28 protein-coding genes, 1 tRNA gene and 1 pseudogene are annotated in these 26,167 nt (G+C 61.7%); 11 read left to right on the forward strand and 19 right to left on the reverse strand.

The features are described 5' to 3' along the window. Positions 1–50: 50 nt before the first annotated feature. From ilvA to ACQZ5H_RS04255, 3 genes and pseudogenes are all read left to right on the forward strand, one after another. Positions 51–1,307 (forward strand): threonine ammonia-lyase, encoded by a 1,257-nt coding sequence (ilvA, locus tag ACQZ5H_RS04245; RefSeq protein WP_449096794.1) that lies wholly within the window; start codon positions 51–53, stop codon positions 1,305–1,307. Between the two features lie 37 nt (positions 1,308–1,344). Beyond that, positions 1,345–1,674, forward strand: coding sequence for an HlyU family transcriptional regulator (locus tag ACQZ5H_RS04250; RefSeq protein WP_449096795.1), 330 nt, complete (start codon positions 1,345–1,347; stop codon positions 1,672–1,674). A 154-nt stretch (positions 1,675–1,828) separates the two neighbouring features. Then, a pseudogene (locus ACQZ5H_RS04255) lies at positions 1,829–3,090 on the forward strand (GGDEF domain-containing protein). 2 nt (positions 3,091–3,092) lie between these two features. On the opposite strand, the gene ACQZ5H_RS04260 reads toward ACQZ5H_RS04255, so the two are convergent. Next, complete coding sequence (locus tag ACQZ5H_RS04260; protein ID WP_112711536.1) at positions 3,093–3,869, reverse strand: SDR family NAD(P)-dependent oxidoreductase; 777 nt, start codon at positions 3,867–3,869, stop codon at positions 3,093–3,095. A 107-nt stretch (positions 3,870–3,976) separates the two neighbouring features. Here ACQZ5H_RS04260 and ACQZ5H_RS04265 point away from each other — a divergent pair, with 107 nt between their 5' ends. Continuing rightward, positions 3,977–4,561: a TetR/AcrR family transcriptional regulator gene (locus tag ACQZ5H_RS04265; RefSeq protein ID WP_449096796.1), complete on the forward strand. Its 585-nt coding sequence runs from the start codon at positions 3,977–3,979 to the stop codon at positions 4,559–4,561. Between the two features lie 51 nt (positions 4,562–4,612). On the opposite strand, the gene ACQZ5H_RS04270 is transcribed toward ACQZ5H_RS04265, so the two are convergent. Continuing rightward, complete coding sequence (locus ACQZ5H_RS04270; RefSeq protein WP_112711538.1) at positions 4,613–5,227, reverse strand: FMN-dependent NADH-azoreductase; 615 nt, start codon at positions 5,225–5,227, stop codon at positions 4,613–4,615. Positions 5,228–5,362: 135 nt separating this feature from the next. On the opposite strand from ACQZ5H_RS04270, the gene ACQZ5H_RS04275 reads away from it, so the two are divergent. Beyond that, complete coding sequence (locus tag ACQZ5H_RS04275; protein WP_112711539.1) at positions 5,363–6,325, forward strand: LysR family transcriptional regulator; 963 nt, start codon at positions 5,363–5,365, stop codon at positions 6,323–6,325. A 36-nt stretch (positions 6,326–6,361) separates the two neighbouring features. On the opposite strand, the gene ACQZ5H_RS04280 is transcribed toward ACQZ5H_RS04275, so the two are convergent. Then, positions 6,362–8,350, reverse strand: a complete 1,989-nt coding sequence (locus ACQZ5H_RS04280) for a bifunctional 2',3'-cyclic-nucleotide 2'-phosphodiesterase/3'-nucleotidase (RefSeq protein WP_449096797.1) — start codon at positions 8,348–8,350, stop codon at positions 6,362–6,364. 198 nt (positions 8,351–8,548) lie between these two features. Here ACQZ5H_RS04280 and ACQZ5H_RS04285 point away from each other — a divergent pair, with 198 nt between their 5' ends. Continuing rightward, positions 8,549–9,250 carry a hypothetical protein gene (locus tag ACQZ5H_RS04285; protein WP_203429000.1) on the forward strand — a complete coding sequence of 234 codons (702 nt, stop codon included), beginning with the start codon at positions 8,549–8,551 and terminating at the stop codon, positions 9,248–9,250. A 3-nt stretch (positions 9,251–9,253) separates the two neighbouring features. Here ACQZ5H_RS04285 and ACQZ5H_RS04290 read toward each other — a convergent pair whose 3' ends face one another. The 3 genes from ACQZ5H_RS04290 to ACQZ5H_RS04300 form a co-directional block, all read right to left on the reverse strand. Beyond that, on the reverse strand, positions 9,254–9,589 hold the full coding sequence (locus ACQZ5H_RS04290; RefSeq protein WP_112711541.1) for a PilZ domain-containing protein: 336 nt from the start codon (positions 9,587–9,589) through the stop codon (positions 9,254–9,256). Between the two features lie 85 nt (positions 9,590–9,674). Beyond that, a complete protein-coding gene (locus ACQZ5H_RS04295) occupies positions 9,675–10,556 on the reverse strand; it encodes a DMT family transporter (RefSeq protein ID WP_449096798.1) in 882 nt (293 codons plus the stop codon). A gap of 72 nt (positions 10,557–10,628) precedes the next feature. Further along, positions 10,629–11,090, reverse strand: a complete 462-nt coding sequence (locus ACQZ5H_RS04300; protein ID WP_449096799.1) for an Lrp/AsnC family transcriptional regulator — start codon at positions 11,088–11,090, stop codon at positions 10,629–10,631. 157 nt (positions 11,091–11,247) lie between these two features. Between ACQZ5H_RS04300 and ald the strand changes: the two genes are divergently transcribed. After that, on the forward strand, positions 11,248–12,366 hold the full coding sequence (gene ald / locus ACQZ5H_RS04305) for an alanine dehydrogenase (RefSeq protein ID WP_112711543.1): 1,119 nt from the start codon (positions 11,248–11,250) through the stop codon (positions 12,364–12,366). Positions 12,367–12,382: 16 nt separating this feature from the next. Here ald and ACQZ5H_RS04310 read toward each other — a convergent pair whose 3' ends face one another. The 5 genes from ACQZ5H_RS04310 to ACQZ5H_RS04330 form a co-directional block, all read right to left on the reverse strand. Beyond that, on the reverse strand, positions 12,383–12,883 hold the full coding sequence (locus ACQZ5H_RS04310) for a DUF1203 domain-containing protein (RefSeq protein ID WP_413709359.1): 501 nt from the start codon (positions 12,881–12,883) through the stop codon (positions 12,383–12,385). Positions 12,884–12,954: 71 nt separating this feature from the next. Further along, complete coding sequence (locus ACQZ5H_RS04315) at positions 12,955–13,515, reverse strand: GNAT family N-acetyltransferase (RefSeq protein WP_130278467.1); 561 nt, start codon at positions 13,513–13,515, stop codon at positions 12,955–12,957. 5 nt (positions 13,516–13,520) lie between these two features. Further along, positions 13,521–14,390 (reverse strand): 3-mercaptopyruvate sulfurtransferase, encoded by an 870-nt coding sequence (gene sseA, locus ACQZ5H_RS04320; RefSeq protein ID WP_449096800.1) that lies wholly within the window; start codon positions 14,388–14,390, stop codon positions 13,521–13,523. A gap of 43 nt (positions 14,391–14,433) precedes the next feature. Then, complete coding sequence (locus tag ACQZ5H_RS04325; protein ID WP_449096801.1) at positions 14,434–15,171, reverse strand: alanyl-tRNA editing protein; 738 nt, start codon at positions 15,169–15,171, stop codon at positions 14,434–14,436. Between the two features lie 6 nt (positions 15,172–15,177). Beyond that, positions 15,178–16,218 (reverse strand): cysteine synthase A, encoded by a 1,041-nt coding sequence (locus tag ACQZ5H_RS04330; RefSeq protein WP_449096802.1) that lies wholly within the window; start codon positions 16,216–16,218, stop codon positions 15,178–15,180. A 218-nt stretch (positions 16,219–16,436) separates the two neighbouring features. Here ACQZ5H_RS04330 and ACQZ5H_RS04335 point away from each other — a divergent pair, with 218 nt between their 5' ends. Both ACQZ5H_RS04335 and ACQZ5H_RS04340 read left to right on the forward strand, forming a co-directional pair. Continuing rightward, positions 16,437–17,087 (forward strand): ChrR family anti-sigma-E factor, encoded by a 651-nt coding sequence (locus tag ACQZ5H_RS04335; RefSeq protein ID WP_449096803.1) that lies wholly within the window; start codon positions 16,437–16,439, stop codon positions 17,085–17,087. Between the two features lie 100 nt (positions 17,088–17,187). Further along, on the forward strand, positions 17,188–18,024 hold the full coding sequence (locus tag ACQZ5H_RS04340) for an SDR family NAD(P)-dependent oxidoreductase (RefSeq protein ID WP_449096804.1): 837 nt from the start codon (positions 17,188–17,190) through the stop codon (positions 18,022–18,024). Here ACQZ5H_RS04340 and ACQZ5H_RS04345 read toward each other — a convergent pair whose 3' ends face one another. The 6 genes from ACQZ5H_RS04345 to ACQZ5H_RS04370 all read right to left on the reverse strand — a co-directional run bounded on the left by ACQZ5H_RS04345 (position 18,025) and on the right by ACQZ5H_RS04370 (position 24,818). Further along, on the reverse strand, positions 18,025–19,332 hold the full coding sequence (locus tag ACQZ5H_RS04345) for an MFS transporter (RefSeq protein ID WP_449096805.1): 1,308 nt from the start codon (positions 19,330–19,332) through the stop codon (positions 18,025–18,027). 36 nt (positions 19,333–19,368) lie between these two features. Then, positions 19,369–20,628: an SAM-dependent methyltransferase gene (locus tag ACQZ5H_RS04350; RefSeq protein ID WP_199629457.1), complete on the reverse strand. Its 1,260-nt coding sequence runs from the start codon at positions 20,626–20,628 to the stop codon at positions 19,369–19,371. Between the two features lie 79 nt (positions 20,629–20,707). After that, on the reverse strand, positions 20,708–21,562 hold the full coding sequence (locus ACQZ5H_RS04355) for a DUF1365 domain-containing protein (RefSeq protein ID WP_449096806.1): 855 nt from the start codon (positions 21,560–21,562) through the stop codon (positions 20,708–20,710). After that, entirely contained in the window at positions 21,559–22,905 is a 1,347-nt protein-coding gene (locus ACQZ5H_RS04360) for an NAD(P)/FAD-dependent oxidoreductase (RefSeq protein ID WP_449096807.1), read from the reverse strand. Before ACQZ5H_RS04360 ends, ACQZ5H_RS04355 begins: the two co-directional genes overlap by 4 nt. Next, positions 22,902–24,353 (reverse strand): cryptochrome/photolyase family protein, encoded by a 1,452-nt coding sequence (locus tag ACQZ5H_RS04365; RefSeq protein ID WP_449096808.1) that lies wholly within the window; start codon positions 24,351–24,353, stop codon positions 22,902–22,904. Before ACQZ5H_RS04365 ends, ACQZ5H_RS04360 begins: the two co-directional genes overlap by 4 nt. Positions 24,354–24,506: 153 nt before the next feature. Further along, positions 24,507–24,818, reverse strand: coding sequence for a hypothetical protein (locus ACQZ5H_RS04370; protein ID WP_199629399.1), 312 nt, complete (start codon positions 24,816–24,818; stop codon positions 24,507–24,509). Between the two features lie 210 nt (positions 24,819–25,028). On the opposite strand from ACQZ5H_RS04370, the gene ACQZ5H_RS04375 reads away from it, so the two are divergent. Then, positions 25,029–25,325, forward strand: a complete 297-nt coding sequence (locus ACQZ5H_RS04375; protein WP_130278457.1) for a hypothetical protein — start codon at positions 25,029–25,031, stop codon at positions 25,323–25,325. On the opposite strand, the gene ACQZ5H_RS04380 is transcribed toward ACQZ5H_RS04375, so the two are convergent. Then, a complete protein-coding gene (locus tag ACQZ5H_RS04380) occupies positions 25,326–25,643 on the reverse strand; it encodes a hypothetical protein (RefSeq protein ID WP_449096809.1) in 318 nt (105 codons plus the stop codon). 29 nt (positions 25,644–25,672) lie between these two features. Then, positions 25,673–25,747 (reverse strand) — tRNA-Asn (locus tag ACQZ5H_RS04385). Between the two features lie 117 nt (positions 25,748–25,864). On the opposite strand from ACQZ5H_RS04385, the gene ACQZ5H_RS04390 reads away from it, so the two are divergent. After that, complete coding sequence (locus ACQZ5H_RS04390) at positions 25,865–26,164, forward strand: hypothetical protein (protein WP_199629455.1); 300 nt, start codon at positions 25,865–25,867, stop codon at positions 26,162–26,164. Positions 26,165–26,167 lie beyond the last annotated feature (3 nt).

The raw sequence follows: 26,167 nt of genomic DNA on the forward strand, positions 1-26,167 counted from the left end.
TCGGGCGCCGCTCTGTGCCATAGCGGGCGGGCGAAATGAGGAATGGACCGATGACCGTCAACCGTCAGGATGTTGAAAAGGCCGAGGAAGCGCTGCGCAGCCTTTTCCCGGCTACGCCGCTGCAGCTCAATGATCATCTTTCGGCACGCTATGGCGCCGATATCTGGCTGAAGCGCGAAGACCTTTCTCCGGTCCGTTCCTACAAGATCCGCGGCGCCTTCAATTTCTTCCGCAAGGCGATCGCCGAAGGCGGCGAGGGGCGCACCTTCGTCTGCGCCTCGGCCGGCAATCACGCTCAGGGCTTCGCCTTCGTTTGCCGTCATTTCGGCGTGCCGGGCGTCGTCTTCATGCCGGTGACCACGCCGCAGCAGAAGATCGACAAGACCCGCATGTTCGGCGCCGAATTCATCACCATCAAGCTCTACGGCGACTTCTTCGACCAGTGCTACCAGGCAGCGCGCGATCACGCGGAGCAGGCCGGTGGCGTCATGGTGCCGCCCTTCGATCATGAGGATATCATCGAGGGGCAGGCGACGGTTGCCGCCGAGGTCATGCAGCAGCTGCCGGATGGCAAGGTGCCCGACATGATCGTCATGCCTGTCGGCGGCGGCGGTCTGGCAGCCGGGATCACCGGCTATCTCGACGGCATCGTCGCAAAGTCCGGATTCGTCTTCACCGAGCCCGCGGGTGCCGCGAGCCTGAAGCGCAGCATCGAGGCCGGCGAACCGGTGACGCTCGCCAAGGTCGACAATTTCGTCGATGGCGCAGCCGTTGCCCGCATCGGCGATCTGAACTTCGCGGCCCTTAAGAATTTCCCGGCGAGGCAGGTGATGCTGATGCCGGAGAACGCGATCTGCGTGACGATCTCCGAAATGCTGAATGTCGAGGGCGTCGTGCTCGAGCCGGCCGGTGCCCTGTCGCTGACGGCGCTGGCGTCGATGAACCCGGAAGATATCCGCGGCAAGACGATCGTTGCCGTCGTCTCCGGCGGCAATTTCGATTTCGAGCGCCTGCCTGACGTCAAGGAGCGCGCCATGCGCTATGCGGGGTTGAAGAAATACTTCATCCTGCGGCTGGCACAGCGCCCCGGCGCACTGCGCGATTTCCTCAATCTGCTCGGCCCTGACGACGATATCGCCCGCTTCGAATATCTGAAGAAGACGGCGCGCAATTTCGGCTCGATCCTGATCGGCATCGAAACCAAGGCGCCCGAGAATTTCGCCACCCTGGTCGAAAATTTCGAGAAGTCGGGCATGGGCTTCGAGGACATCACCGAAAACGAGATCCTGGCAAACCTCATCATTTGACTTTGCGGCAGCAAGTCCCGCGTGTTAAAGGCGAAACATGGCTTCGATATTCTCCAGCATTGTCTCGATATTCTCAGGTGGCGCAAAGCCCAGCGAAGGCGGCGGCAGCGCCAAGGCTGCAGAGCCGCAGCTCTACGGAGACTGCGCGATCTATGCCGAACCGCAGAAGGAAGGCGGCCAGTATCGCCTGGCGGGCCGCATCGAAAAGACGTCCGGCGATGAGGTGCTGGTGCGCACCTTCATCCGCGCCGACATGTTCTCCTCGCTCGACGATGCCAACGAATGCACCGTGCGCAAGGCCCAGCAGATCATCGATCAGCACGGCGCCTCGCTGTTCGGCGATGGTGTCAAGCAGCGTCAGGTCTAAATCCACAAGCGGCTGCTTTGTCACTTAATTTTAAGTGATTGCCGTCAAAGGTGCTGCGAAAGGAATCGCAGGATCATTTCGTGGTTGTTGCAGCCCGTCCCAAGACCGGAATGAAGCGCCGCTGGCAGTTCTGCCAGGGCAGGGTTTCCGGCGCATGATAGAGGCCACCAATCTCGGTCTCTTCGTTCTTGAAGCCATCGGCTACTTCGGGCTGATGGTGACACTCCTGCATTTCCGCAATCGCCTCGGCCTCGGTGTGTTCGTCACCGCGCTCGGCGTCATGCATTTCATGGAAACCTATCTGGCGGCGGTCTTCTACGTGAACCTGCCGTTCGGCGTCGCGTCACCGGGTTCGTCGGTGTTCTTCGCCGGCAAGCTGATGATGATCCTGATGCTCTATCTGCAGGAGGATGCCTCTACAGTCCGCCAGCCGATCTACGGCCTGTTCATCGGCAACCTGCTGACGGTGGCAATCGCCTGGATCCTGCAGCTGCATCACACGATCGAGATGTCGCCGGGGAACGAGGCGGATTTCGGTTTCCTCAAGGAAATGGGATGGCTGATGATCTGGGGTACGGCCATCCTCTATCTCGATTCCATCGGCATCATCCTGCTCTACGAGCGGCTCGGCCGTTACATCAAGCGCAGGGTCATCCTGCGCTTCATGATCTGCGGATTCGTGCTGCTGACGTTTGACCAGGTCGGCTTCTTCGGCGGCCTGCATTATTTCCTCGGCGTGCCGCTGTCGGCCTTCTGGGATGGCTGGAAGGCGAAGATGTTCGCCGTCTGCGTCTACACCGTGCTGTTTGCGCTCTACGAGATCTACGTCCGCCGCGACGGCGTGCCGGCCGCCGCCCGCTCGATCAGCGACGTCTTCGGCGACCTGACCTTCCGCGAGCGCTACAATGATCTCCTCGACCGCACCGGCCGCGATATCCTGACCGGCGTCTATGACCGCAGCCGCATGGAGCTGGAAGCGCCGGTAATGATCCGCGAGGCGCAGCGCCAGGGTCTCTACGGCACCGTGATCATCATCGATGCCGACCACTTCAAGGATGTGAACGACAATTTCGGCCACCTGCAGGGCGACGAGGTGCTCAAGGCGATCGCCGGGCGGCTCGGCACCATCCTGCGTTCAGCCGACCGCGTCTTCCGCTTTGGCGGCGAGGAATTCGTCGCCGTCTGCCCGGGAACGGATCACGAGGAAGGCCTGATCGTCGCAGAGCGGTTGCGCTGGACGATCGCGACGAGCGTCAAGACCCCGGATGGCAAGCCCGTCACGGCGTCGCCACCGCCGACGAGGACGGCGTCAGCTTCACCACCGTTCTCGCTGCCGCCGACGACCGGCTCTACCAGGCAAAGAAAAGCGGCCGCAACTGCGTTGTCGGCCGCTCCGGTCTCGTCAAGGTCGGCTGATATCAGCCTTCACGGAACAGTTTCGCGCCTGAAGGTGCATTGGTCATGCCGCCATCGACGGTGATCTCGATCGCCGTGACATTCGCCGCATCGTCAGACGCCAGATAGAGCGCCGCCTTGGCGATCTCCTCGGCTTCGCTCATCCGGCCGAGCGCGCTGAGGCTGCCGAGCTTTTCTTCGAGAGCAGCACTCGCATCCGCCGTCGGCGCAAAGGGCGACCAGATCGGCGTCTTCGTGCCGCCGGGTGTCACCTGGTTGACGCGGATGCCGCGCGGGGCGAGCTCCGAGGCCATGGTGCGCGTCATGGCGCGGATCGCGCCCTTTGTGGCTGCATAGGCCGTCCAGCCCGGAGCCCCGAGCACGGCGTGAACCGAGCCGTTGAGAATGATCGAAGCGCCGTCATTGAGATGCGGCAGGGCGGATTGAACCGTGAAGAACACCGAGGTCAGGTTGGTGCTGACGAAGCGCTCGAACTGTTCGAGCGACGTCTGGCCGAGCGGCGTGACGCCGCCGATGCCGGCATTGGCGAAGACGATATCGAACTTGCCGAACTTGGCGGCGGCTTCCTCGAAAGCCTTGTCGATCGCGGCAACATCGGTGAGCTCGAGCGAAATGGCGAGCACGCCATCGCCGAGCGTCTTGACGGCGGCGGCGAGCGTATCGGGGTTGCGGCCGGTGATGATCACCTTGGCGCCTTCGGCGAGAAAGACCTTGGCCGTTGCAAGGCCGATGCCGCTATTGCCGCCGGTGATCAGGGCGACCTTGTTCTTGAGACGCATGAGAGCACTCCTCTTGGAATTGACTGCGTTCTGGATTATGATTGAAATCCACAAATAGGATTATGATTGTAATCCAGAATTGTCAAGCAGCATTGCGGGAGCGTCGCATGGGTCATTCGCAGGTCGAAAAACAGAAGACGCACGAGAAGATCGTCGAGATCGCTTCCCGCCGTCTCCGGGAAAAGGGTCTCGAAGGCATCGGCGTCGCCGACCTTATGAAGGAAGCGGGGCTGACGGTCGGCGGCTTCTACAAGCACTTCGAATCACGCGACCAGCTGGTTCGTGAGGCGATGCAGCTGGCCTTCGGCTCCTGGGAAGCGAAGGTTCGGGCCGAAGGCGTCGACCCGGCCGATATTCCCGTCAGCGCTTATGCGGCAACCTATCTCGGCGGGGATCATCGCGAGGGTGTTGGCGAAGGATGCCCGTTTGCGGCGCTGACGGCCGATCTCGCGCGCTCCGGCGACGAATGCCGGACGCTGGCGACCGATCAGTTGAAGACCAATGTCGGACGGATGACGGCGCGAATCGCCGGCGGTGACGAGGGGGATGCCGAGGCACGCCGCAAGGCAATCATCCTCAGCGCGCTGATGACCGGCGCGGTCGGCCTGGCGCGGGTCGCCAATGACGAGGCATTCGCCGCCGAGATCCTGAAAACCGCCGAAAGCTTCGTCAACGACTTCGCCGGGAAATGAAAAACGGCCGGTAATGAACCGGCCGTTTTGCTCGAATATGCGTTGCGCCGATTAGGCTGCGAGCGCGATCTCTTCGGCGCGGGCCTTGGCCGCACCGATTGCCTTTTCGGCAGCTTCCGGACCGAAGGCCAGGCCTTCGACATAGATGGTTTCGACATCGGCGATGCCGAGGAAGCCGAGGACCGACTTCAGGTACGGTACGGCGTGGTTCATGCCGGCGGCCGGGCCCTGCGAATAGACGCCGCCCGAAGCCAGAACGACATAGACCTTCTTGCCGGTGGCGAGGCCAACCGGGCCGCTTTCCGTGTACTTGAAGGTACGGCCGGCGCGGGCGACGTTGTCGATCCAGGTCTTCAGCGACGAGTAGATGTTGAAGTTGATGAGGCCGGTGCCGATGACGACGGTGTCGGCAGCGAGCAGTTCGTCAACCAGCGCGTCGGAGGTCTTGACGGCTTCGGCTTCCTGCGCGGTGCGCTGGTCGGCCGGCTTGCGGATCGCGGCGGTGAAGAGGTCGTCGATATGCGGCAGCGGGTTGGCGGCAAGATCGCGGCGAACGACGACGCTGCCTGCGTTCTGTGCGGCGATCTTGTTGGCGAGATCGGCGGCGATCGTCGTCGACAGCGATTCAGCACGCGGGCTGGAGGTCAGAAGAAGGATGGAAGACATGGCAGGCTCCTCATTTCGAATTGGGTTTGCCGTGGCTGTCAGGGAGGTTCGCCGCGGCTTCGAGGAGAGAAATAGGACTGGCCTGCTATCGAAAAAACTGGGATAATATAGATCGAAACTATCGATGGATTAGATATGCTCCCGAACCCGACGCTGGACCAGTTGCAGGTCTTTCTGACCGTTGCCGATAGCGGCAGCTTCTCGGCTGCCTCGCGCCTTTTGAACCGCGCGCAGTCCGTCATCAGCTACACGATCGCCAATCTCGAGGCGCAGCTGGAGGTCGAGCTTTTCGAGCGTTCCGGCGCCCGCCAGCCGAAGCTGACCAAGGCCGGCCACGCCATGCTGGCCGATGCTCGCCGGCTTGTCGCCGATCTCGAAGTCATGCGCGCCCGCGTGAAAAACCTGAAAGAGGGGCTGGAAGCCGAGCTGTCGATCGCCATCAGCGTCATGGTGCCGTCGCAGGCCGTCGTGATGGTGCTGCGCGAGTTCCGCACCAAATTCCCGTCGGTGACTGTCAACCTGATGGTCGGCGAGCTCGGCGAAGTCATGAACATGGTGGCAACCGGGGAAGCGACCGTCGGCATCGGCGGCGCGCTAATGAAGCAGGACGATACGCTGGTTGCCGAGCGCATCGGCCATTCCTTCATGATCCCCGTCGCCGCACCTTTCCATCCGCTCGCGAAGCTTCGCCGTCCGTTGACGCTTTCGGATGTGCGCGAAGAGGTTCAGATGGTGGTGCGCGATACCTCGGGCATCACCAACGGGCGCGATTTCAACGTGCTCTCCTACCGGACCTGGCGGGTCAGCGACATCGCTATCAAGCACCAACTCATTGCAGGCGGCCTCGGCTGGGGTGGTCTGCCGGCTTCGGTCTCACGCGACGACCTGAATTCCGGCAAACTGGTGCAGCTCGATCTTCCTGCCTACGAGCAGGGCGAATATCCGATCTACAGCCTGCACAAGATCGCCAATCCCCCGGGACCAGCGACGGCCTGGCTGATCGACCGCTTCCGCAATCTCCTGTCCATGTGCCCGAGCCACAGTGAATTCCAGGAGCAGCTTGCCGCGCTGACCTCGATGCAGGAAGCGGCGGAATAGGCCGGCGTCGCCGCCGGCCCCGTTGTCGATCAAATCTCAGAGCACCAGCCGGAACTTGGCAAAGCCTTCAGCAGCGTCGCCGGCTTCCTCGATCTTGGCGCCCTTGACGTCGGCCATGAACTGTTTGGCCTTCGGTCCGCTTTCGAAGACGGCCGTGGTGCCGGGCAGGGGCTTGAACGTCCAGTTGCCGTCGGCAGACGGGTTGATCGTGCCCTGATCGTGGATGAAGCGGACGATGACGTCGCGGTTCGTATCCGGTGCCTGGAACACCACCTTGTCGGCAGCGATATCCGGGAAATGACCGCCGCCGCCGGCGCGATAGTTGTTGGTCACCACCACGAATTTCTGCTTCGGATCGATCGGCTTACCGTCGAACTGCAAGTTCTGGATGCGGTTCGACGCCTCGTTCACCGCCTTACCGTCATTGTCGTATTTGCGCGGCTGCGACAGGTCGATCTGGTAGGTCACACCGTCGATGACGTCGAAATTATAGGACGGGAATTCGTTGTTCAGCAGCGGCGCGTCCTTGGAGCCCGGCTTCACCTCGTTGAACATCCCGGCCGACATTTCCAGCCAGTTCTTCACCTGCTCGCCATTGATGACGACGGCCTGCACGGTGTTCGGATAGAGATAGAGGTCGGCGACATTCTTGATCGCCACGTCGCCCGCGGGAACGTCGGTATAGTAGTCGGCACCGTTGCGGCCGCCCGCCTTGAAGGGGGCTGCTGCCGAGAGCACCGGCAGATCCTTGAACTCGGTATCGGCGAGCATCTGCTTGATGTACCAGGTCTGTGCCTGGCTGACGATCTGTACCGAGGGGTCATCGGCAACCAACGCGAAATAGGAATAGAGCGGTGCCGAGGTCTTGCCGACCGGGGTGCGGACATAGGCAAGAGTTGCCTCATGCTCGGCCTTGGCGGCCTCCACGACTTCCTTCTTGTCGGCAACGTCGGCGACCACCTTCTTCTTGTCGTCGCGGTGATAGATCGGCCGCGCCTCGGCGGTGAAATCGACGATCTTCCAGCTCTTGCCGTCCTTTTCGAGCAGCAGATCGATCAGGCCGAGATGCGAGCCCCAGAAGCCGGCCATGACGGTGGGCTTGCCGTGCAGCGTGCCCTTGACCGGATCGGCATTGGCAATGCCGTCCCAGGTCTTCAGGCCGGGGAAGACCAGATGCTGGTGGCCGGTGAAGATCGCATCGATACCGTCGACCGCCGCGAGGTAAAGCGAGGCGTTTTCCATCTTCTCGGATGGTGCTGCCCCGTCGATGCCGGAATGGGAAAGCGCGATGACGATATCCGCGCCTTCCTCCTTCATGGCGGGCACCCAGGCCTTGGCGGCCTCGACGATATCACGCGTCTGCGCCTTGCCTTCGAGATTCTTGATGTCCCAGAGCATGATCTGCGGCGGCACGAAGCCGATGAAGCCGATCTTGACCGGGCTCTCGTTGCCGGCGCCGTCCTTGATCTGCTTTTCGACGATCATGTAGGGCTTGAAGAACAGGTCGTCCTTCTTGGGATCGGCGGCAAGCTGCCCCTTCGTCAGGTTGGCGCAGACGAACGGGAAGTTCGCGCCGCCGAGCACCTTGAACATGAAATCGAGGCCGTAGTTGAACTCGTGATTCCCGAGCGTGCCGACCGTGTAACCGAGCGTGTTCATCGCCTTGATAACCGGGTGGACGTCGCCGTCCTTCATGCCGTGCTGATAGGCCATGTAGTCGCCCATCGGGTTGCCCTGCAGCACGTCGCCATTATCGATCAGCAGCGAATTGGCGGCCTCGGCGCGGATCGAATCGATGATCGTCGCGGTGCGCGAGAGGCCCATCGTGTCGTTCGGCTTGTCGGCATAATAGTCGTAAGGGAAGACGTTGACGTGGATATCCGTCGTTTCCATCAGCCGGAGATGCGCCTGGTTTGCGGCGGCACGGGCGGTGAAGGGATGGAGCAGGACGAGGGCCGAGGTGGCAGCGATTCCGCTCAGCAGCGACCTGCGGCTGATCGGGTGCAAATCGAGAATGGAAGACATCAAAACACTCCTTCAAAAAATCACGCAACGCCCAGCCCGGGGTCGAACGTAGAATGATTTGCACGGGAGTGCATCCGTAAAATGACAGTGGCTCATCACCTGCAATCGGCTACTCGCTAAAAGCGCGAAACGTGCAGTAATCATCCGAGGGTTGCTTATGGTAGTCTGCTGCAACCTGTTGAAACGTTGGGGCGCGCTATGAATAAGCTGGTTATTTTTCTCTGCGGTGGCTTTGGGGGAATTGCCCCGAGTTTGGTCGATTTTGCACGGACGCTGCTAGAGGGCAGCTTGACGACTTGGATCGCAAGTCATGGAGAAGCACTATTTTCTCTGGCGGCTGGAGCCGCCGGTGCATTCATCTTCTTCATCATTGGCGGCATTGTTGTTCTGAGCATCAAAGAACAGGACGGCTGGAAGGCCATCCTTATCGGTATCGCTGCTCCGTCGCTTATTATTTCCGCAAAGTCTGGAAATGTGGATGGGATACCCAAAGTGACGACACCTACCGTCGTCTCGATGCTTTTCACGCCCGCTATTGCCCAAGAGGCTCTGCCGAATTCTTTGGAACTCCAGATAAAGCCTGCCTGGACGGGTACCGTTTGCGGAGATTGCGAAATCAAGTTCTATAGCAAAAATGGCGAGCTCTTGAAGAGCCAGCCGATCGGGCCTCAAGACGGCACACCCTCGGTTCCCGTACCGAACAATACGAAAGAAGTCTGGATCTCGGGCGGCGCAACAAACCCCGCGGTCGTTGATCTTCAGAAGGTTGCACCTGACGCAAACAACGGAACTGTCACCTTGGATGTCGCGCGTGATCGAAACTATGCCAATGACTTTTGGCGCGGCTTCGGAAACAGGTCGATCCAGCCCTATGACTTCAGCGTCGGTGTCCAGAAATAGAGTCTAGCGCGCCAGCACCGGCTTCACGTCTCTATGGAAGAAACGGAAGTAGGAGGCGACCTGCGCGCGGGCGTTGGAATTCGGGTCGAAGTGGATGCCGAGGCGGCCGTTGTGGCTCCAGCGGATGATGCCTTCGAGCGAACCGAGATCCTCGGCTTCGATGCGCACTCGGCTGCCGGATGCGGCGGCAACCGGTGTCCTGAGGTCGACGGCGATGCCTGTCGTCGACAGGTTGACGATACGGGCGTCGATCTCCTGGTTCAGGTAACGCAGCTTGCCGAAGAGACGGCAATACTTGCGCTCCGACTTGCGGGTGATGATGTTGAGATTGCGTTGCATGCAGGGTCTCCGAAAATATACTGCAGAGACCGTAGCAACGAAGAATTGAAATCCGTTTAGACTGTTCGATAAAATTGCGCCAAATCTAATGCGCCTTTGCCGCCTGCCGCGAGACCACGTGTTCGCGCCAGATGGTGAAAATCCCGGCCGCCACGACGATGACGGAGCCGATCACCGTATTGAGGCTGAGGCTCTCGCCGAAGATGGTGACGCCGAGGATCGAGGCATAGACGAGTTGCAGGTAGGTGAGCGGCTGCACGGCTGCCGCATCCAGCATGTCATAGGCGCGGATCAGGAAATAATGGCTGGAGATGCTGGTCATGCAAACCAGCGCCATCCAGCCCCAGTCGCCGGGCGACATCCATGTCCAGTAGAACGGCCCGATCAGCGTCATGGTGATGCCGCCGACGACGCCGGTATAGAAGAAGCTGGTCATCGATGAATCGTCGCGGGAGACGAGGCGCGTGGCGATCACATAGAAGGCGAAGATGAAGCAGGAGACGATGGCGAGCAGCAGCTTGAGATCGAAGAATTCGCCCTCCGGCTTCAGGATCAGCAGCACGCCGAACAGCCCGGCGCCGATCGCTGTCCAGCGCCGCCAGCCCACACGCTCGCCGAGGATCGGCATTGACAGCAGCGCGATGACGATCGGCGTTGCCGCAAAGATCGCCTGCGAATGGGCGAGCCCGATGACCGCGAAACAGGTGATGGCGAGCACCACCTGAACGGCGAGCAGGATGCCGCGCGTCACCTGCAGCAGCGGCCGCTTGGTTTTCGCCGTCTGCCGGATGCCACCGCGCATCTTCGACGCGAGAAGAATAGTGAACAGAGCGAAGGCCCAGTAGCGGATCATCGTCACGAAGATCGGCGGATAGAGGCCGCCGAGATGCTTGGAGATCGCATCCTGCGTCGAGAAGATCGTCAGCGCCAGAAGGACGAAGATATAGCCTTGCGTCTTGGATTTCATGTCTTGCCGTCAGGCGGATGGGGCATCCGCGTCATCAAAGCTTGGTCAGGATTCCCGATCCTTTGCAAGGTCTCAGAAGCCGACATTGGGTCGATCGAAGATTTCGCGCAGCGCAAAGCTGGAATTGATCTTCACCACATGCGGCAGCGCCGAGAGCCAGTCGCGGTGGATACGCTCGTAGTCTTCGAGATCGCGGGCGGCGACCCGCAGGATATAGTCGTATTCGCCCGACATCAGGTAGCAGACCAGCACGTTCGGGCAGCGCTTCACCGCCACCTCGAATTCCGAGAGCGTCTTGGCGAACTGCCCTGAAAGCGAGATATGGACGATGGCGATCATCTTGTATTCGAGCACCTTGTTGGAAAGGCGCGCGTGATAGCCGGCAATTGCGCCGTTCTTCTCCAGGATGTCGAGACGCCGCGAGCAGGCCGAAGCCGAGAGGCCGACCTTGTTGGCAAGCTCGGCGTTGGTGATCCGGGCGTTTGCTTGAAGTGCTCTCAGAATCGCAAGATCGATACTGTCGAGTTCGGACATTCGAAGAACCTTCGATTTGGTTTGATCAAACCGCACAATCTTCGAAAAATAGCTTTCAGGCAATGCCTCTTTGCAAGGACATTTCGCGGCGGCGGTGGTTGGATTTGTCCATTGAAAACGTCCCGCGCCAAGCGGGCATATATGAGAGGAACGCAGTATGCGTGTCGGTTGCCCGAAGGAAATCAAGAACCATGAATATCGTGTCGGTCTGACACCCGCTTCGGTTCGTGAATATGTCGCCCATGGCCACGAGGTCTGGGTCGAAACCAAGGCAGGCGCCGGCATTGGTGCCGATGACGCCGCCTATATCGCCGCTGGCGCAAAGATTGCCGCCTCCGCCAAGGATATCTTCGAGAAGTGCGATATGATCGTGAAGGTCAAGGAGCCGCAGCCCTCCGAATGGGCGCAGCTTCGCGATGGCCAGCTTCTCTACACCTATCTCCACCTCGCTCCGGATCCGGAACAGACCAAGGGCCTGCTCGCCTCCGGCGTCACCGCGATCGCTTATGAAACCGTCACCGACGAGCGCGGCGGCCTGCCGCTGCTGGCGCCGATGTCTGAAGTTGCCGGCCGGCTGTCGATCCAGGCCGGCGCGACTGCGCTGCAGAAGGCCAATGGCGGCCTCGGCATCCTGCTCGGCGGCGTCCCCGGCGTTCTGCCGGCCAAGGTCGCGATCATCGGCGGCGGCGTCGTCGGTCTGCATGCAGCGAAGATGGCAGCCGGTCTCGGCGCCGATGTCAGCATCCTCGATCGCTCGCTGCCGCGTCTGCGCCAGCTCGACGATATCTTCGGCGGCCGGGTCCACACGCGCTATTCCAGCATCCAGGCGCTGGAAGAAGAAGTCTTCACTGCCGATCTCGTTATCGGCGCCGTGCTGATCCCGGGCGCTGCTGCGCCGAAGCTCGTCACCCGCGAAATGCTCTCGGGCATGAAGAAGGGCGCCGTCATCGTCGACGTCGCGATCGACCAGGGCGGCTGCTTCGAGACGTCGCATGCAACGACGCATTCCGAGCCGACCTACGAAGTCGACGGCATCGTCCACTATTGCGTCGCAAACATGCCGGGCGCCGTTCCGGTCACCTCGGCCCATGCGCTGAATAACGCCACGCTGGTCCACGGCCTGGCGCTCGCCGATCGCGGCCTGCGCGCCATTGCCGAAGACAAGCACCTGCGCAACGGCCTGAACGTCCACAAGGGCCGTGTCACCTACAAGCCGGTCGCCGAAGCGCTGGGCTATGAAGCCTACGCACCGGAAAGTGTACTTAACGTAGCGTAATTCCCATCGCGTTACGTTAGATGAAGGCGCCGGATTCCTTGTAATCCGGCGCCTTTTCTATGCGGCACTGGAAGCAGTTGTTGCGTGCCGAGCGAACATGCACATAGGCAATGTCGCCCCTTGCGAGCAGGCCACCGGCGTAAGCGGCAATCTCCGGCGTCGGCGTGACGGCGCCCGTTCCATAGACGATGCGGTTGTTCTCGCCATAGCCGCGCACGATATAGTCGCTGCTGCTCAGCGCCGGCGGCGCAATCTCTTCGGCGGCATAGCGCGCGCAGCGCTGCTTGTGCAGGAAGATCGGCCCGGTCTCGGCATAGGGCTGCATCTCCGGGAAGGGACGATAGGCAAAGACTAGCAGCTCTTCGCCCGCATCGATATTCCCAAGGCAGTGACGGCAGGGATGGCCCGGCCCATCGGAGACCATGGTCTCCGGCAGAAAGCCATAGGAATCGCTGCCGCCATTCCAGAGATGATCGGCGTCGGCAGTCGGCATTGCGGAAAAACGGATATCGGTCACGGCGGTCTCCTCTTGGGTTCCACCATGAAATGCGCCGATCGGGCGGCCGAAACCACCCGATTCCTGCGGGCTCAGCTCTTGCGCGCGATCTCCAGCAATTCCTTGTCGCTCAGCGGCCGGACGATGCCGGTGCCGGTCGAAACCGGCGAGAAGCCGAACATCTGGTAGAGCTGCAGGGCGCGCGGATGGTCGAGATTGTTGGTGGTGGTCAGCACGCGCTTCGGGTTCAGCGTCCAGATCGCGTAGAGCGCCTGCAGCAGGAACCATTTGCCGATGCCGAGGCCGAGCGCATGCTCGATCAGGCCGAAATGCGACAGCTCGATCGTGTCCTCGTCCTGACAGAAATACTCGTAGAAGCCGGCCGGCGCGCCGTTGACGTAGAGCACACTGATATTGTTGCGCTTGTCGTGCAGCGCTGCCGTCAGCTCCTCGTCGCTCATCCGCAGGCGGTCGACCCATTGCCAGCGCGCGCCCACCTGCCGGTAGAGATGGCGGTAGAAGGGCAGAGGGATCTCGCTGGTGCGCATGATCGCCGTCTGGATATTGACCGGCATCGGCAGGCTGCTCTTCGGCGGGGCCGTCATTTCAAGGCGGGTGATATGGGCCGTCAGCGACGCGGGAGATTTCGCCATGCCGCTCAAACCTTGATCGGATCGGCAGGGCCGGTGACGACAGGCGTGTCGTCGCGGCTGCCCCACTCGCTCCAGGAGCCGTCATAGAGCTTGTTGTCGCTGTGCCCGAGTGACTCTAGCGCCAGCGTGATGATGGCGGCGGTGATGCCGGAGCCGCAGGAGGTGACGACGGGCTTCGAAAGGTCGATACCGGCATCCTCGATCGTCTGCTTCAGCTCCGGCAGCGACTTGAAACGGCCCTGCGTGGCAAAGACGCCCGACGGCAGGCTGCGGGCGCCCGGCATATGGCCGGAGCGCATGCCGGCGCGGGGCTCGGGCTCGGTTGCCGCGAAACGGCCGGCGCTGCGGGCATCGGCGATCTGCAGTGCGCCGCTGGAAACGATGTCGCGCATCCGCTCGAGCGTCACCACGCGGGCTTCGTCATAGTTTGCCTTGAAGGTCGCAGCCGGGTAGGCGGGCGTAGCCGTTTCCAGCGCACGGCCCTCGGCCTTCCAGCCATCCAGGCCGCCGTCGAGCACGAAGACGTTCTTGGCGCCCATCACCCGGAACAGCCACCACACGCGTGGCGAGGCGAACATGCCGATGCCGTCATAGACGACGATCCGGTCGTTTTCGCTGATGCCGAGCTTGCCGACTTCGGCGGCGAATTGATCGGGCGAGGGGATTGTGTGCGGCAGGTTGGTGGAGTGGTCGGCGATCTTGTCCTGATCGAAACGGATCGTGCCCGGGATATGCCCCGCGGCGTATTCGGCGTCCGCATCGCGCTTCTGCGCCGGGAGATAGAAGGAGGCGTCGAGGACGCGCAGATCCGGCTTTCCGAGTTCGCCCTGCAGCCAGTCGGCCGAAACCACGAAGCGGCTTTTCTCGTCACTCATTCCAATCTCCCTAGAATACACGGTCGCAGTCGCGGGGACTGCCTTACGCCTCGTCGCCGGGAGCGCCGAAGCGAATGCGGAAGCGGCGGTTTTCCTTGCCCTTCTTCTCGATCTTGGCGATGTGAATCTGACCGACTTCCTGCGTTTCGGACACATGTGTCCCGCCGCAGGGCTGGCTGTCAATTGAAGAGTTTTCGCCGATGCAGACGAGGCTGACGCGCCCGAGGCCCATTGGCGGGCGGACGTTCTTCGACTTGACGATGCCGGGGTTGGCCGCAAGCTCTTCGTCCGTGATCCATTGCAGGTAGACGGGATGGTTCTGGCTCACCAGTTCCATCATCTTCGCCGTCACCTCGTCCTTGTCGATCGTCTCGCTCATGTCGAAATCGACGCGGCTTTCGTCCTCGCCGACGGCGGCACCGGTGATCGGGAAGGAGCAGACGACGGAAAGCAGGTGGCAGGCGGTGTGCATGCGCATCAGCTTGTAACGGCGCGGCCAGTCGACATGCAGCACCAGCTTCTCGCCGATATCAGGACGCGGCTCACCCTCGAGCGGCACGTGGATGACGATATCCTTGGTGGCGCCGTGCTTCGTCTGCCCCAGCGCTATCTTCGCGCCATCGGCGCGTTCCAGGAAGCCGGTATCGCCCGGCTGCCCGCCTGATGTTGCATAGAAGCAGGTCTGATCCAGCTCGATGCCCCCGTCTTCGTGAACGGCGGTGACGACCGCCTCGCATGTCGAAAGGTAGAAGTCGTCACGGTAGAGGGCATTGACTGGCATCGGGTCTCACGCTGCAGGTTCGTAGGGTATCTTGAGGTCGCTGGACGACTTGATGAAGGAGGGGACCGGCAGGCCCTTGGACTTCAGGAAATCGGCATTGAAAAGCTTCGACTGGTAGCGGTTGCCATAGTCGCAGAGGATCGTCACCACGGTGTGACCCGGGCCGAGATCTTTCGCGAGATGCACCGCGCCGGCAATGTTGATGGCGCTGGAGCCGCCGAGGCAGAGGCCTTCGTGCTCGACCATGTCGAAGACGTAGGGCAGGGCTTCCGCATCGCTGATCTGATAGGCGAAGTCGGGCGCAAAGCCCTCGAGATTGGCGGTGATGCGGCCCTGGCCGATGCCTTCGGTGATCGAGTTGCCGGAGGATTTCAGTTCGCCGTTCTTGTAGAATTCGTAGAGGGCCGCACCCTCAGGATCGGCAAGCCCGATCTTGATGTCCTTGTTGAAGCCCTTGAGGCCGGCCGCGACGCCGGCGAGCGTCCCGCCGGAGCCAACGGCGCAGATGAAGCCGTCGATCTTGCCGTCGGTATCGCGCCAGATTTCCTTGGCGGTGGTCTCGATATGCGCCTGGCGGTTGGCGACATTGTCGAACTGGTTGGCCCAGATCGCTCCATCAGGCTCGCTCTTCGCCAGCTGTTCGGCCAGACGCCCGGAGACCTTGATGTAATTGTTTGGGTTCTTGTAGGGAACGGCAGGCACTTCGACGAGCTCGGCGCCGAGTAGCTTCAGCGCGTCCTTCTTTTCCTGGCTCTGCGTCTCAGGAATGACGATGACGGTGCGGTAGCCGAGCGCCTTGGCGACGACGGTGAGGCCGATACCGGTGTTGCCGGCGGTGCCTTCGACGATGACGCCGCCCGGCTTCAGCAGGCCCTTCTTTTCCGCATCGCGGATGATGTAGAGCGCGGCGCGATCCTTCACCGACTGGCCGGGATTGAGGAATTCCGCCTTGCCGAGAATGGTGCAGCCGGTCGCTTCGGAAGCGCCCTTGAGCTTGATGAGCGGGGTGTTGCCGATCGCCTCGATCACGGAGGGGTAGAAGGTCATGGAATCTGCCTCTTTGGAGCTCTTACTGTAAGAACGGTCTTTTCCCTTCACAAGGCAGGGTTGGCAAGAAATGCTATTCCACGCCTTCGCCCGCGCCGGTAAAATTAGTCTTCGTCTTGAGCAAGTCCCGCAGTCCGCCCAAAAGTGGCAGGTGATCCGAAGATTGACTTTCGGCGTATGCACGACGACAAAGCAAACGCGGAACGCAGGAAAAGGGCGTGGCCGAATCCGACATGGTTCACGAGCATATCGACACGGTCGATGCATTGATGGCGCATTATGTCGCCGGTTCTTTACCTGAACCGGCGCGGGTTCTCGTGCAATCTCATCTTGAAATTAAGCCGGATAACCGTGCCCTGGTCCAGGATCTGGAACTGCTGGCAGGTGAAGCGCTTGAGGATACGGCGGGCACGCCGATATCCGGCCGCGACGAACGCCTCGCCGCGATCTTCGCTTCGAGCGCGCCGGCAGGCGCGACAAAGGATAATCAACAAGGCGTCTTTCCGCGCCCGATCCGCGATCTCGTCGGCTTCGACGCCGATACGGTGCCGTGGAAGACGAAGCTGCCGGGCTTCAAGGAATATTCGGTCGATATCGACGGCTGCGAGGTCAGCCTGATGTGGATCCGGCCGGGCCGCGCGCTTCCGGCGCATACCCACAAGGGCATGGAGCTGATTCTGATCCTCGACGGCGCCTTCGTCGACGAGCGCGGCCGTTTCGGCCCGGGTGACATTTCCGTCGCCGACGAGACCCTCAACCACCGGCCGGTCGCCGAAAAGGACCGTCCCTGCATCGCCTTCTCGGTGCTTGATGCGCCGATCAAGCTCACCGGTTCGTTCCGCCAGCTGATCGGCGACCTGATCGGCTGAAAGCAGCCACATTAGCGTGATAGAGGCTTGAATCCGGGAGGCAGTGAGGAACTTCCGGACGTGGTTTCGTGTTGAATCTGAAGTCCCGGAGGATTGCATCATGCGCGATTTCATTGCCCGCCCCGAACACGGCATCGTCTGGATTACCGGTGCAAGCTCGGGAATCGGGCGCGCGCTGGCGCTGAAGCTCGCGGGCGAGGGCTATAAGGTCGCCGTGACCGCCCGGGATCATGAAAAACTCGCCGACCTCCAGGCCGAGGCGAACGGTCTTTCCGGCAGCATCATCGTGCTCGACGGCGATGTGACAGACCCCGAAGACATGGAACATGCCTTTGCCTCGATCGAATACGAGCACGGCGCTCTCGCCATGGCGATTTTCAATGCCGGCGTCTACCTGCCCGTCCATGCCGAAGATCTCAATCGCGACGATTTCGAGAAGACCTTTGCCGTCAACCTGTCGGGTGTCGTCAACTGCCTGGTCCCCGCCGTCCGCCACATGAAGGCCAAGGGGCAGGGCCAGATCGCCATCGTCTCCTCCGTCACCGGATATGGTGGCCTGCCGACGAGTGCAGCCTACGGTGCCAGCAAGGCGGCGTTGATCAATATGGCCGAGAGCCTGAAATTCGACCTCGACAAGATGGGCATCCGCATCCAGGTCATCTGCCCCGGCTTCGTCGATACGCCGGCGACACAGAAGAATGAATTCTCGATGCCGTCGCTGATTTCGGTCGATGAAGCCGCCAGCGAAATCGCCGCCGGGCTCAAGTCGCAATCCTTTGAGATCAACTTCCCGAAGCGCTTCACCTATCAGCTGAAGCTGCTGCGCATGCTGCCCTACAGCCTGTATTTCTGGCTGCTGAACCGCTCGACGGGATGGCGCGAACGGCCGCTCATCAAGCATGGTCACCATCCGGCGACACCGCATCCTGCGGAGTGATCAGCGGTTCTCGATCCGCTGGCGCAGTTCTCGATGCTTCGCCTCGTCGAGCGGGAAATTCCACATCAGGGCGACAGCCGTGAGTTTCAGCGCAATCGGTAGCCACGCATAGATGACGGCAAGCGCCGTCAATGCGTCTGGCGCATTTGCCATGCCTTTGGAAGCGTCGAAGCCGAAACCGGCGAGTGCCGGAAAGACCAGGCCGACCCCGGCCGCAAGCGACGCCTTGGTCGCGAGCCCCCAGGCCGCGAAATAGAGCCCGCTGCGCTGCTCACCGGAATTGGCGGTATCCTCATCGATGACATCGGCCTGCATTGCCGGCGGCAGCGACAGGTCGAAACCGAGCATCAATCCTGTGAGCACGCAGATAGAGGCGAAGGCATAGATGGCGCCGGGCTGCAGAAGCGGTGCGGCGACGAAGAACGCGCAGGCCGCGATCATTGCAATGCACCAGGCGCGATGCTTGCCGAGGCGCTTTGCGGTCAGCGCCGCGAGCGGCACGCCGGCGATACCGGAGAGGAAATAGAGAAACAGCAGCGGTCCGCGAGCCTCGGGCATGCCGAGCCGGTCGGAGACGAAATAGAGAAACAGCGTTGCCGGTATGCCGTTGGCAAAACCATTCAGGAAATAGGCGGCGAGCAGGCGGACGAACGGCCGGTTCGCCGCGAGATAGCCAAGCCCTTTGCGTAGTCCGACGATCGCGGCCGTATGCTCTGCCGGTTCGGGCACCTTGACGACCGCTAGTGCGCCCGTGAGCGGCAGAGCGATGGCAACGACAATGCCGAGCACGGCAAGCCCCGAAAGTCCGCCCGGCGGATCAAGCCCGATCGCGAAGGGCACCACGATGGCGATCAGCGTGCCCACCAGCGTCGTTCCCTCCCGAAGTGCTGCCAGCGAGGTGCGCCCGGCATAGTCGCTGACGAGCTCCGCGCCCCAGGCGGAATAGGGAACGGTCGCGAGCGTGAAGCCGAGGGAGAGAACACAGCCCCAGAGGCCAAGCCAGAGCGCGCCCGCGCCGTCAGGAGGCGCGTAGAGCGCCAGCGCCGATATAGCGGCCACCGGCAATGCCAGCGCAAAGAAGAAGCGTCTGCGCCCCATTTTCGGCCTGTACCGATCGGCAATCACCCCGATCGCTGGATCGCAGACGGCATCGAAAATCCTGACCAGCAGCAGCGTCAGTCCGACAGCCGCCAGCGGCAGGCCGAGCGTCTCGGTGTAATAGGTGGGAACGACGGCATAGAGCGGCAGGCCGAGGGCTGCGAGCGGGGCGGCGGGAAGAGCGTAGGCGAGGCGCGTGCCGGGTGTCATACTCTCGCTCCGCCGCGGCTTTCCCATCCGCGGCCGTCAGCTGCGCGAAAAGACGACCTGGCGGACGTCGATATTCTTCGCCCGGAAACCCGCCTCGCAATAGAAGAGATAGAACTCCCAGAGCCGCTTGAAGCGATCGTCGAAGCCGAGCGGCCGCACGCGCTCCCAGACGTTCCAGAAGCGCTCGCGCCATTCGGCGAGTGTACGGGCATAATCGAGCCCGAAGCCGAAATCCTTGACTATCGACAGTTCGACCTTGCGCCCGAGTTCGGCGAGATGATCCGGCGTCGGCAGCATGCCGCCGGGGAAGACGTATTTCTGGATGAAATCAGGATTGCTGCGATACTGGTCGAAAGCCTCGGGCTTGATGGTGATGATCTGCAGCCCGGCCTTGCCGCCCGGCTTCAGGCATTCGCGCAGCTTGGAGAAATAGGCCGGCCAGTATTTCTCGCCGACCGCCTCGAACATCTCGATCGAGACGATCCGGTCGTACAGGCCCTTCTCGTCGCGGTAATCCTGAAAGCGCAGATCGACGCGGTCGGAAAGACCGGCCTTTCGGATGCGCTCCTGCGCGAAAGCCAGCTGCTCGCGGCTGATCGTCAGCCCGGTCACCTTGCAGCGCATTTCGCTCGCTGCAAATTCGGCAAACCCGCCCCAGCCGCAGCCGATCTCCAGCACATGATCGCCCGGCCGGATGCCGGTCGCTTCGGCGAGCGCCCGGTATTTGGCATTCTGCGCCGACTGCAGATCGTTTGCGCCGGTGGAATAGAGTGCCGACGAATAGGTCATCGTCGGATCGAGCCACTGCTTGTAGAAGTCGTTGCCGAGATCGTAGTGCGCCGAGATATTGCGCTTCGAGCCCTTGCGGGTATTGGCATTCATCCAGTGGCGGACGCGCTCGACGACGCGCATGATGCCCTGCTTGCCGTTGAAATGCCTGTCCGCCGATTCACTGTTGATCAGGAAAAGCTCGAGGAAAGCCGTGATATCGGGGCTCTGCCAGTCGCCATCCATATAGGTTTCGGCAACGCCGATCGTTCCGCTGTTCATCGCCCGGCTGGCGAGGTTCCAGTTGTTCAGCCTCACGGCCGCCTGCGGTCCCTCGACGCTGCCCCTGATCAGGGCCTTGCGTCCATCGGGAAGTTCGATCGCCAGCGCGCCATGCTGCATCTGCAGAAGACCGCGGAGCGCCAGCTTCGCCTTGAGCGGCAACCCCTTCGTGAAGCGCCCGACATTCTCGGCCGTCAGCGCCACCGCGCCGCGGGCAAAGGAATTCCAGTCTTCTGCAGTCATGATCGGCTCCTCCAGCCTCTTAGCCGGTTAAGGACAGCGATTGCATGAGCCAGCCCCCCGGCATTTGTAGAGAACGCTAATGTCATTCAGCAGCTTCTGCAATATGCCGCGGACGGCGCACACTCACCGGTGGCGGGGGAGCCGGGCGGGAGATGTACTTGGCACCCTTGATCCAGAGTTTCAGCGCCTCCCAGTGGATGCCGGCGACGATCTTGAAGGTCAGGAACGGGATGCGCGCCGTCAGCCGCGCCAGCGCTCGGCTGGTGAGCGGCATCTGCGCCCCCGAGAAGGTCGCAGCGAGAAGCGGGCCTTCCGAATCCGTCTCTAGAATCCGCCAGCGGATCTCGTTGCCGGGTGGCAGCATGCGGAAGTGATAGTCCATATCCATGCCGATGAAGGGCGAGACATGGAAAAGCTTGCCGCAGCTCTGGCGCAGGCCGCTGTCCGTCAACTCGCCCGGTTCCACCGGGCAGACATAGGTGTGCCGCTCGCCGAAGGTATTGCGCACCTCGTAGATCAGAGCGATCAGATCATCGGCTCCGTCATAGGCGTAATAGACGGAGAGCGGGTTGAAGACGTAGCCGAAGATGCGCGGATAGCAGACGAGCAGGATGCGCGTCGCGCGTTCCGCAACTCCGGCAGCCGCGAGCAGCCGGTCGGCATAAGTCCGCAACGCGACAGCAGCATCGCCGGTGTGATCGGCCTCATGAAAGGAAATCAGGTTGCGGCCATTGACCGAGAACAGCGGCGAGAGACCGTCAGCCTCATCGAGACGATCGAGATCGACCATCAGCGAGAAGACGCTGTAGCGGAACCGGTGGCCGAACGGCTTCATCCGCTGATGCATGACATGGCCGCAATAGAGCACGGCAGGCGCATCAGGCGGCGGACCGTTCCGCCCCATGCTTGCGCCATGCTTTTGCATGCCAACGCTCATGCCACCGCTTCCAGAAGAGGTTCGCGGGAAGAAGCCTGGGTAGTCCGCCAGGGAATGACCCCGCCCAGAGCCTCTGCCGCCGCCAGGCCGGATACGAGCCCATCCTCATGGAAGCCGTAGCCCGTCCAGGCGCCCGCGAAATAGCAATTGTTCTTGCCCTGGATTGCCGCGATCTCCTGCTGCGCCTTCATTCCATCGGCGGAGAATTGCGGGTGCTCGTAGCTGAACTCGGCAAAGACCTTGGAAGGATCGGGCTCGCGGTCCGGGTTGAGCGTGACGAACAGCGGCAGTTTTTCGTCGATGCCCTGCAGCCGGTTCATCCAGTAGCTGACGGCAACGCCGGCCCGGCCATCCTCCTGGCTGGAGCGCAGGTAGTTCCAGGAGGCCCAGACCTTCTGCCGCTTCGGCATCAATGCCGTGTCGCGATGCAGTACGACCCGGTTCGGCTGGTAGGGAACCGCGGCGAGCAGGCGCTTTTCGCGGTCGCTGGCATCGGCGAGCATCCGCGCCGTCTGGTCGCTATGCGAGGCGAAGATCACCTTGTCGAAATACTGCTCGTTGCCGCTCTCGTCGATGACGGTCGCGCCATTGGCATGCCGCATCACCCCGCGCACGCCGCAGGAAAGCTTCAGGCGGCTGCCGAGCGGCGCCAGCAGCTTTTCGAGATAGTTGCGGCTGCCGCCAGTCACCGTGCGCCACTGATGCTGCTTGCTGTAGATCAGCCGGTGATTGTCGAAGAAATTGACGAAATGCTCGGCCGGGAATTGCAGCATCCGCTGCGACGGCGTCGACCAGATCGCTGCCGCCATCGGCACCAGATAATTGTTGGTGAATCCCGGCGAGAAACCGCGCCAGTCAAGATAGTCGCCGATCGAGCGCGAGGCGAGGTGGCCGGCCGCCCGGTCTTCGAGGCAGGTCCGGTTGAAGCGCAGGATCTCGCGGATCATCAGCAGGAAGGACGGTCGCAGCAGGTTGCGCTTCTGCGCAAAGAGCGAGGACAGGCCGCAGCCGCTCCATTCCAGCCGCCCCTGATCGAGCGACAGTGAGAAGCTCATGTCGCTGGCATGGGTCGCGACATCGAGTTCGGCAAACAGCGCCGTCAGGTTCGGATAGCAATGTTCGTTGTAGACAATGAAGCCCGTGTCGACCGGGACACGTTGTCCGTCATAGTCGATATCGACAGTCGCCGTGTGCCCGCCGGGCAGGCTGCTCTTTTCGAACAGCGTGACGTCGTGCACTGGGTTCAGCGCCCAGGCCGCCGACGCCCCCGATATTCCCGAGCCGATGACGGCGATCTTCAAGCGGCTTTCGGGCGGCCGGGCGAGATGAAAATGCGCGTTCATGCAGCGTCCTTTATGGCGTTATAGGCCTTCAGCGCCCGGTCGCGGGCCTTGGCGTGATCGACGATCGGTTTCGGGTAGGTCTCGCCGAGCACGATGCCGGCCTTCTCAAGCACGGCCGCCGGCGCCTCGAAGGGGCGGTGGATATATTTGTTGTCGAGCTTTGCGAGCTCCGGGACGAACTCCCGCACATAATCTCCATCGGGGTCGAACTTCTCGCCCTGGAGGATCGGGTTGAATATCCGGAAGAACGGCGAGGCATCGGCGCCCGATCCCGCCACCCATTGCCAATTGGCGGCATTGCTTGCCGGATCGGCATCGACGAGCGTGTCGCGGAACCATTTCTCGCCGCGGCGCCAGTCGATCATCAGGTCCTTGATCAGGAACGAGCCGGTGATCATTCTGACACGATTGTGCATGATCCCGTGACGCCAGAGCTGGCGCATGCCGGCATCGACGATCGGGTAGCCGGTCAGGCCACGCGTCCAGGCTTTGAAATGTCCCTTGTCATTATGCCATTCGAAGCCGTCGAAGCGGTCGTTCCAGTTGGCATAGGGAAGCTTCGGGAAATGAAAGAGCAAGTGGTAGCAGAACTCGCGCCAGGCAAGCTCCTTGCGGAAATGGACGAGATCGTCTGACGGTACCCGCTTGGAGAGACCGCGCGTCGCTTCCCAAATCCGTGCCGGCGAGATTTCGCCGAGTGCCAGATGCGGCGAGAGCATCGAGGTCGCGGCAACCGACGGGAAATCGCGGTCCTTCTTGTAGCCGTTCAGCCGCTCGTCGACGAAATCCTGCAGCTTCTCCAGCGCCGCATCTTCGCCCGGCGTCCAGATATCGCTGAATTCCGATGCCCAATCCGGCTTGACCGGCAGCAGCTTCCAGGAGGCGAGGGGCTCCGAATGCGGCCAATGGCTGGGGAAGGAGAATTTCTTCGGTGCATCGAGCGGATGCGGCGGCTCGCCCGAGCCTTCGAGCGCCCGCCAGAACGGCGTGTAGACGCGATAGGGCGTACCGCCGCCGGTCTTTAGCTTCGAAGGCTCATGCAGCAGCTGCCCGGCAAAGCTGCGCGCCTCGACGGCCTGCCGCTCCAGCTCGTGCTTGATCCTCATATCGACGGCAATGCCCGGCGGATCGTAGCGCCGGTTCCAGAGCACCGTCTCCGCGCCGGTGGATTTGACCAGCGCCTGGAGCACCTCCAGCGCATTTCCTGTGATCAGCACCAACCTGCCGTGGTGCTTGTGCAGCGAGGTCTCCAGCGCCTCCAGCGAATGGTGCAGCCACCATGCCTGGGCCGAACCCAAAGGCCCGTTGCCCGACGTTTCAGGCTCGCGGATATAAAGGGGGATAATCGGGCGGCCGGAGGCGCAGGCTTCGTGCAGCGCGTGATTGTCGTCGAGACGCAAATCCTTGCGAAACCAGAGAATAACCGGTTTTTCCGCTGCCTTCGCCAATGCTTTCGTTCCCTGTCCCGTTCTTTTGGTCTGCTACGTATCTACGGTAGGCTTGGATCAAAAGTTTCAGTTGGGAAGACAGTTTTATTCGCCTTGCCGCGCACATGAAAAAGGCCGGTGAGAACCGGCCTTTTCGCTTGGCTGATCCGGAGATCAGTTGTCGTATTCGCGGCAGCGCTCGCTGATCGAAGCGCCGCCCTGGCCGGCGCGACTATCCACACCCTGGCCCTGACGCGGCATGTTCGGGCATTCCAGAACGCCGCGGGGCTCCGCAATGCTCTGTGTCGTTGTCGGATCGACGCGCTCGATGCGGACAGGATGGGAGCCGTTGCTGTCGTTGCTCGCGTCAGAAGAATAGAGCGGCGCATCGGGAGCCGTGGTGTCGTAAGCCGGTGCCGACTGGGCGAAGGCCGGAGCGGCAAGGCCGAGGGCGAGCAGCGAGGCTGCGGCAAATGTCTTACGCATGGAGAAACTCCTCCTTGATCTGCTTTTCTCTAGGGGTGACAGAAACGGAACCCGCGGGCCGCGTCATTGTTCCGAACTTTCCCGCAGAGGTTTCAGGCGCCTGTAGGGCAGCGTGGTTACGCGTAAACCTTAACAGGCAAAGCCGCTGGCAGATGCGTCGGGGCGCCGCTAGGAAGCCCTCAGCCGCATGATGCGGCGCCGGGGTCTCCAATGGTCATTTCCTTTTTCGAAGCAGCGGATATGTCGTTCAAGGCAGCCCTGTCGGTCGCCGTGACGATCGGCGGCATGATGGCCGCGACCGCGATGCTGAAAACCGAGGCGACGGAAACCACCCGCCTCGACCTCTCCCGGCCCGTCCTCTGGCCGTCCGAGCCGACACGGGTGCCCGCACCGTTCCGCTTCGCCGCCAATGATCCGGCGCAGGTCGCCGCCGATGCCGGCGCTGTCTGCGTCAGCAATATCGGCCTTAGAATCGATTGCGACCTGATCGGCGCCTCGGCGCTCTGATCAAAGGCTACCGCCATCCTTGTAATAGCTTGGGTATTGCACGAATTCAGGATCGCGGCCGTCCGCGCGCTCTCGCGTGCCGTCAGCCTCGTCTGCGGGCTTCGTATAGCCGTGGCTGATCAGCCAGTCCTTGACGATGTGGCGCATCGCCCGGTCGCGGTCGGTGATGCCGAACTCCCGCATGAAGGCCTGGAGCGCCTGCTCGCAACGTTCTGAAAAATCATTTGCCATAAAGCGGTAAGAGGCGAGGCGGATGATTGTTCCGAGTTTCGATGTCGTGGAAAAAAGAAGAGCCGGTTCGTGGTCGAACCGGCTCATTCAATCTGTCAGCTTATCGCTGATGAAACTGGCTCCCCGGGCCGGATTCGAACCGGCGACCTGTCGATTAACAGTCGAATGCTCTACCGCTGAGCTACCAGGGATCACCGCTTGCCGCGGTGTGAGTGGGCTAATACAAATGCTTGTTCGATTTGCCAAGCGGTTTTTTCAAAAAAATGACATCTCCTTGCAATTATTGGACTTATCCCCATCTCCTGTGGATGACTGACGGGAAAAACAACACGGATAAAAAGCGCGAAAAGCGTTTCGGCATCGATCACGCGACCGGAGAACTCATTCTTGGGTCATGGCGCATACCGCTGCCGCGCTCGCGCATCGCACGCATGGCCATCGGCCTGTTGCTGATCATCTGCGGTTTGCTGGGATTTTTGCCCATCCTCGGCTTCTGGATGCTGCCGCTGGGCTTCATCGTGCTGTCGCACGACCTGCCGATCGCCCGGCGCTGGCGCCGCAGGCTGTCGGTCTGGTGGCACCGGCGGGGCAAGCCCGCCGGTAACTGAGGC

It is taken from the genome of Rhizobium sp. 21-4511-3d (assembly GCF_053522545.1).

Coding starts and splice junctions, on each gene's coding strand:
- ilvA (WP_449096794.1), top strand. CDS start 51: ATGACCGTCAACCGTCAGGATGTTGAAAAGGCCGAGGAAGCGCTGCGC.
- ACQZ5H_RS04250 (WP_449096795.1), top strand. CDS start 1,345: ATGGCTTCGATATTCTCCAGCATTGTCTCGATATTCTCAGGTGGCGCA.
- ACQZ5H_RS04260 (WP_112711536.1), bottom strand. CDS start 3,869: ATGCGTCTCAAGAACAAGGTCGCCCTGATCACCGGCGGCAATAGCGGC.
- ACQZ5H_RS04265 (WP_449096796.1), top strand. CDS start 3,977: ATGGGTCATTCGCAGGTCGAAAAACAGAAGACGCACGAGAAGATCGTC.
- ACQZ5H_RS04270 (WP_112711538.1), bottom strand. CDS start 5,227: ATGTCTTCCATCCTTCTTCTGACCTCCAGCCCGCGTGCTGAATCGCTG.
- ACQZ5H_RS04275 (WP_112711539.1), top strand. CDS start 5,363: ATGCTCCCGAACCCGACGCTGGACCAGTTGCAGGTCTTTCTGACCGTT.
- ACQZ5H_RS04280 (WP_449096797.1), bottom strand. CDS start 8,350: ATGTCTTCCATTCTCGATTTGCACCCGATCAGCCGCAGGTCGCTGCTG.
- ACQZ5H_RS04285 (WP_203429000.1), top strand. CDS start 8,549: ATGAATAAGCTGGTTATTTTTCTCTGCGGTGGCTTTGGGGGAATTGCC.
- ACQZ5H_RS04290 (WP_112711541.1), bottom strand. CDS start 9,589: ATGCAACGCAATCTCAACATCATCACCCGCAAGTCGGAGCGCAAGTAT.
- ACQZ5H_RS04295 (WP_449096798.1), bottom strand. CDS start 10,556: ATGAAATCCAAGACGCAAGGCTATATCTTCGTCCTTCTGGCGCTGACG.
- ACQZ5H_RS04300 (WP_449096799.1), bottom strand. CDS start 11,090: ATGTCCGAACTCGACAGTATCGATCTTGCGATTCTGAGAGCACTTCAA.
- ald (WP_112711543.1), top strand. CDS start 11,248: ATGCGTGTCGGTTGCCCGAAGGAAATCAAGAACCATGAATATCGTGTC.
- ACQZ5H_RS04315 (WP_130278467.1), bottom strand. CDS start 13,515: ATGGCGAAATCTCCCGCGTCGCTGACGGCCCATATCACCCGCCTTGAA.
- sseA (WP_449096800.1), bottom strand. CDS start 14,390: ATGAGTGACGAGAAAAGCCGCTTCGTGGTTTCGGCCGACTGGCTGCAG.
- ACQZ5H_RS04325 (WP_449096801.1), bottom strand. CDS start 15,171: ATGCCAGTCAATGCCCTCTACCGTGACGACTTCTACCTTTCGACATGC.
- ACQZ5H_RS04330 (WP_449096802.1), bottom strand. CDS start 16,218: ATGACCTTCTACCCCTCCGTGATCGAGGCGATCGGCAACACCCCGCTC.
- ACQZ5H_RS04340 (WP_449096804.1), top strand. CDS start 17,188: ATGCGCGATTTCATTGCCCGCCCCGAACACGGCATCGTCTGGATTACC.
- ACQZ5H_RS04345 (WP_449096805.1), bottom strand. CDS start 19,332: ATGACACCCGGCACGCGCCTCGCCTACGCTCTTCCCGCCGCCCCGCTC.
- ACQZ5H_RS04355 (WP_449096806.1), bottom strand. CDS start 21,562: ATGAGCGTTGGCATGCAAAAGCATGGCGCAAGCATGGGGCGGAACGGT.
- ACQZ5H_RS04360 (WP_449096807.1), bottom strand. CDS start 22,905: ATGAACGCGCATTTTCATCTCGCCCGGCCGCCCGAAAGCCGCTTGAAG.
- ACQZ5H_RS04370 (WP_199629399.1), bottom strand. CDS start 24,818: ATGCGTAAGACATTTGCCGCAGCCTCGCTGCTCGCCCTCGGCCTTGCC.
- ACQZ5H_RS04375 (WP_130278457.1), top strand. CDS start 25,029: ATGGTCATTTCCTTTTTCGAAGCAGCGGATATGTCGTTCAAGGCAGCC.
- ACQZ5H_RS04380 (WP_449096809.1), bottom strand. CDS start 25,643: ATGAGCCGGTTCGACCACGAACCGGCTCTTCTTTTTTCCACGACATCG.
- ACQZ5H_RS04390 (WP_199629455.1), top strand. CDS start 25,865: ATGACTGACGGGAAAAACAACACGGATAAAAAGCGCGAAAAGCGTTTC.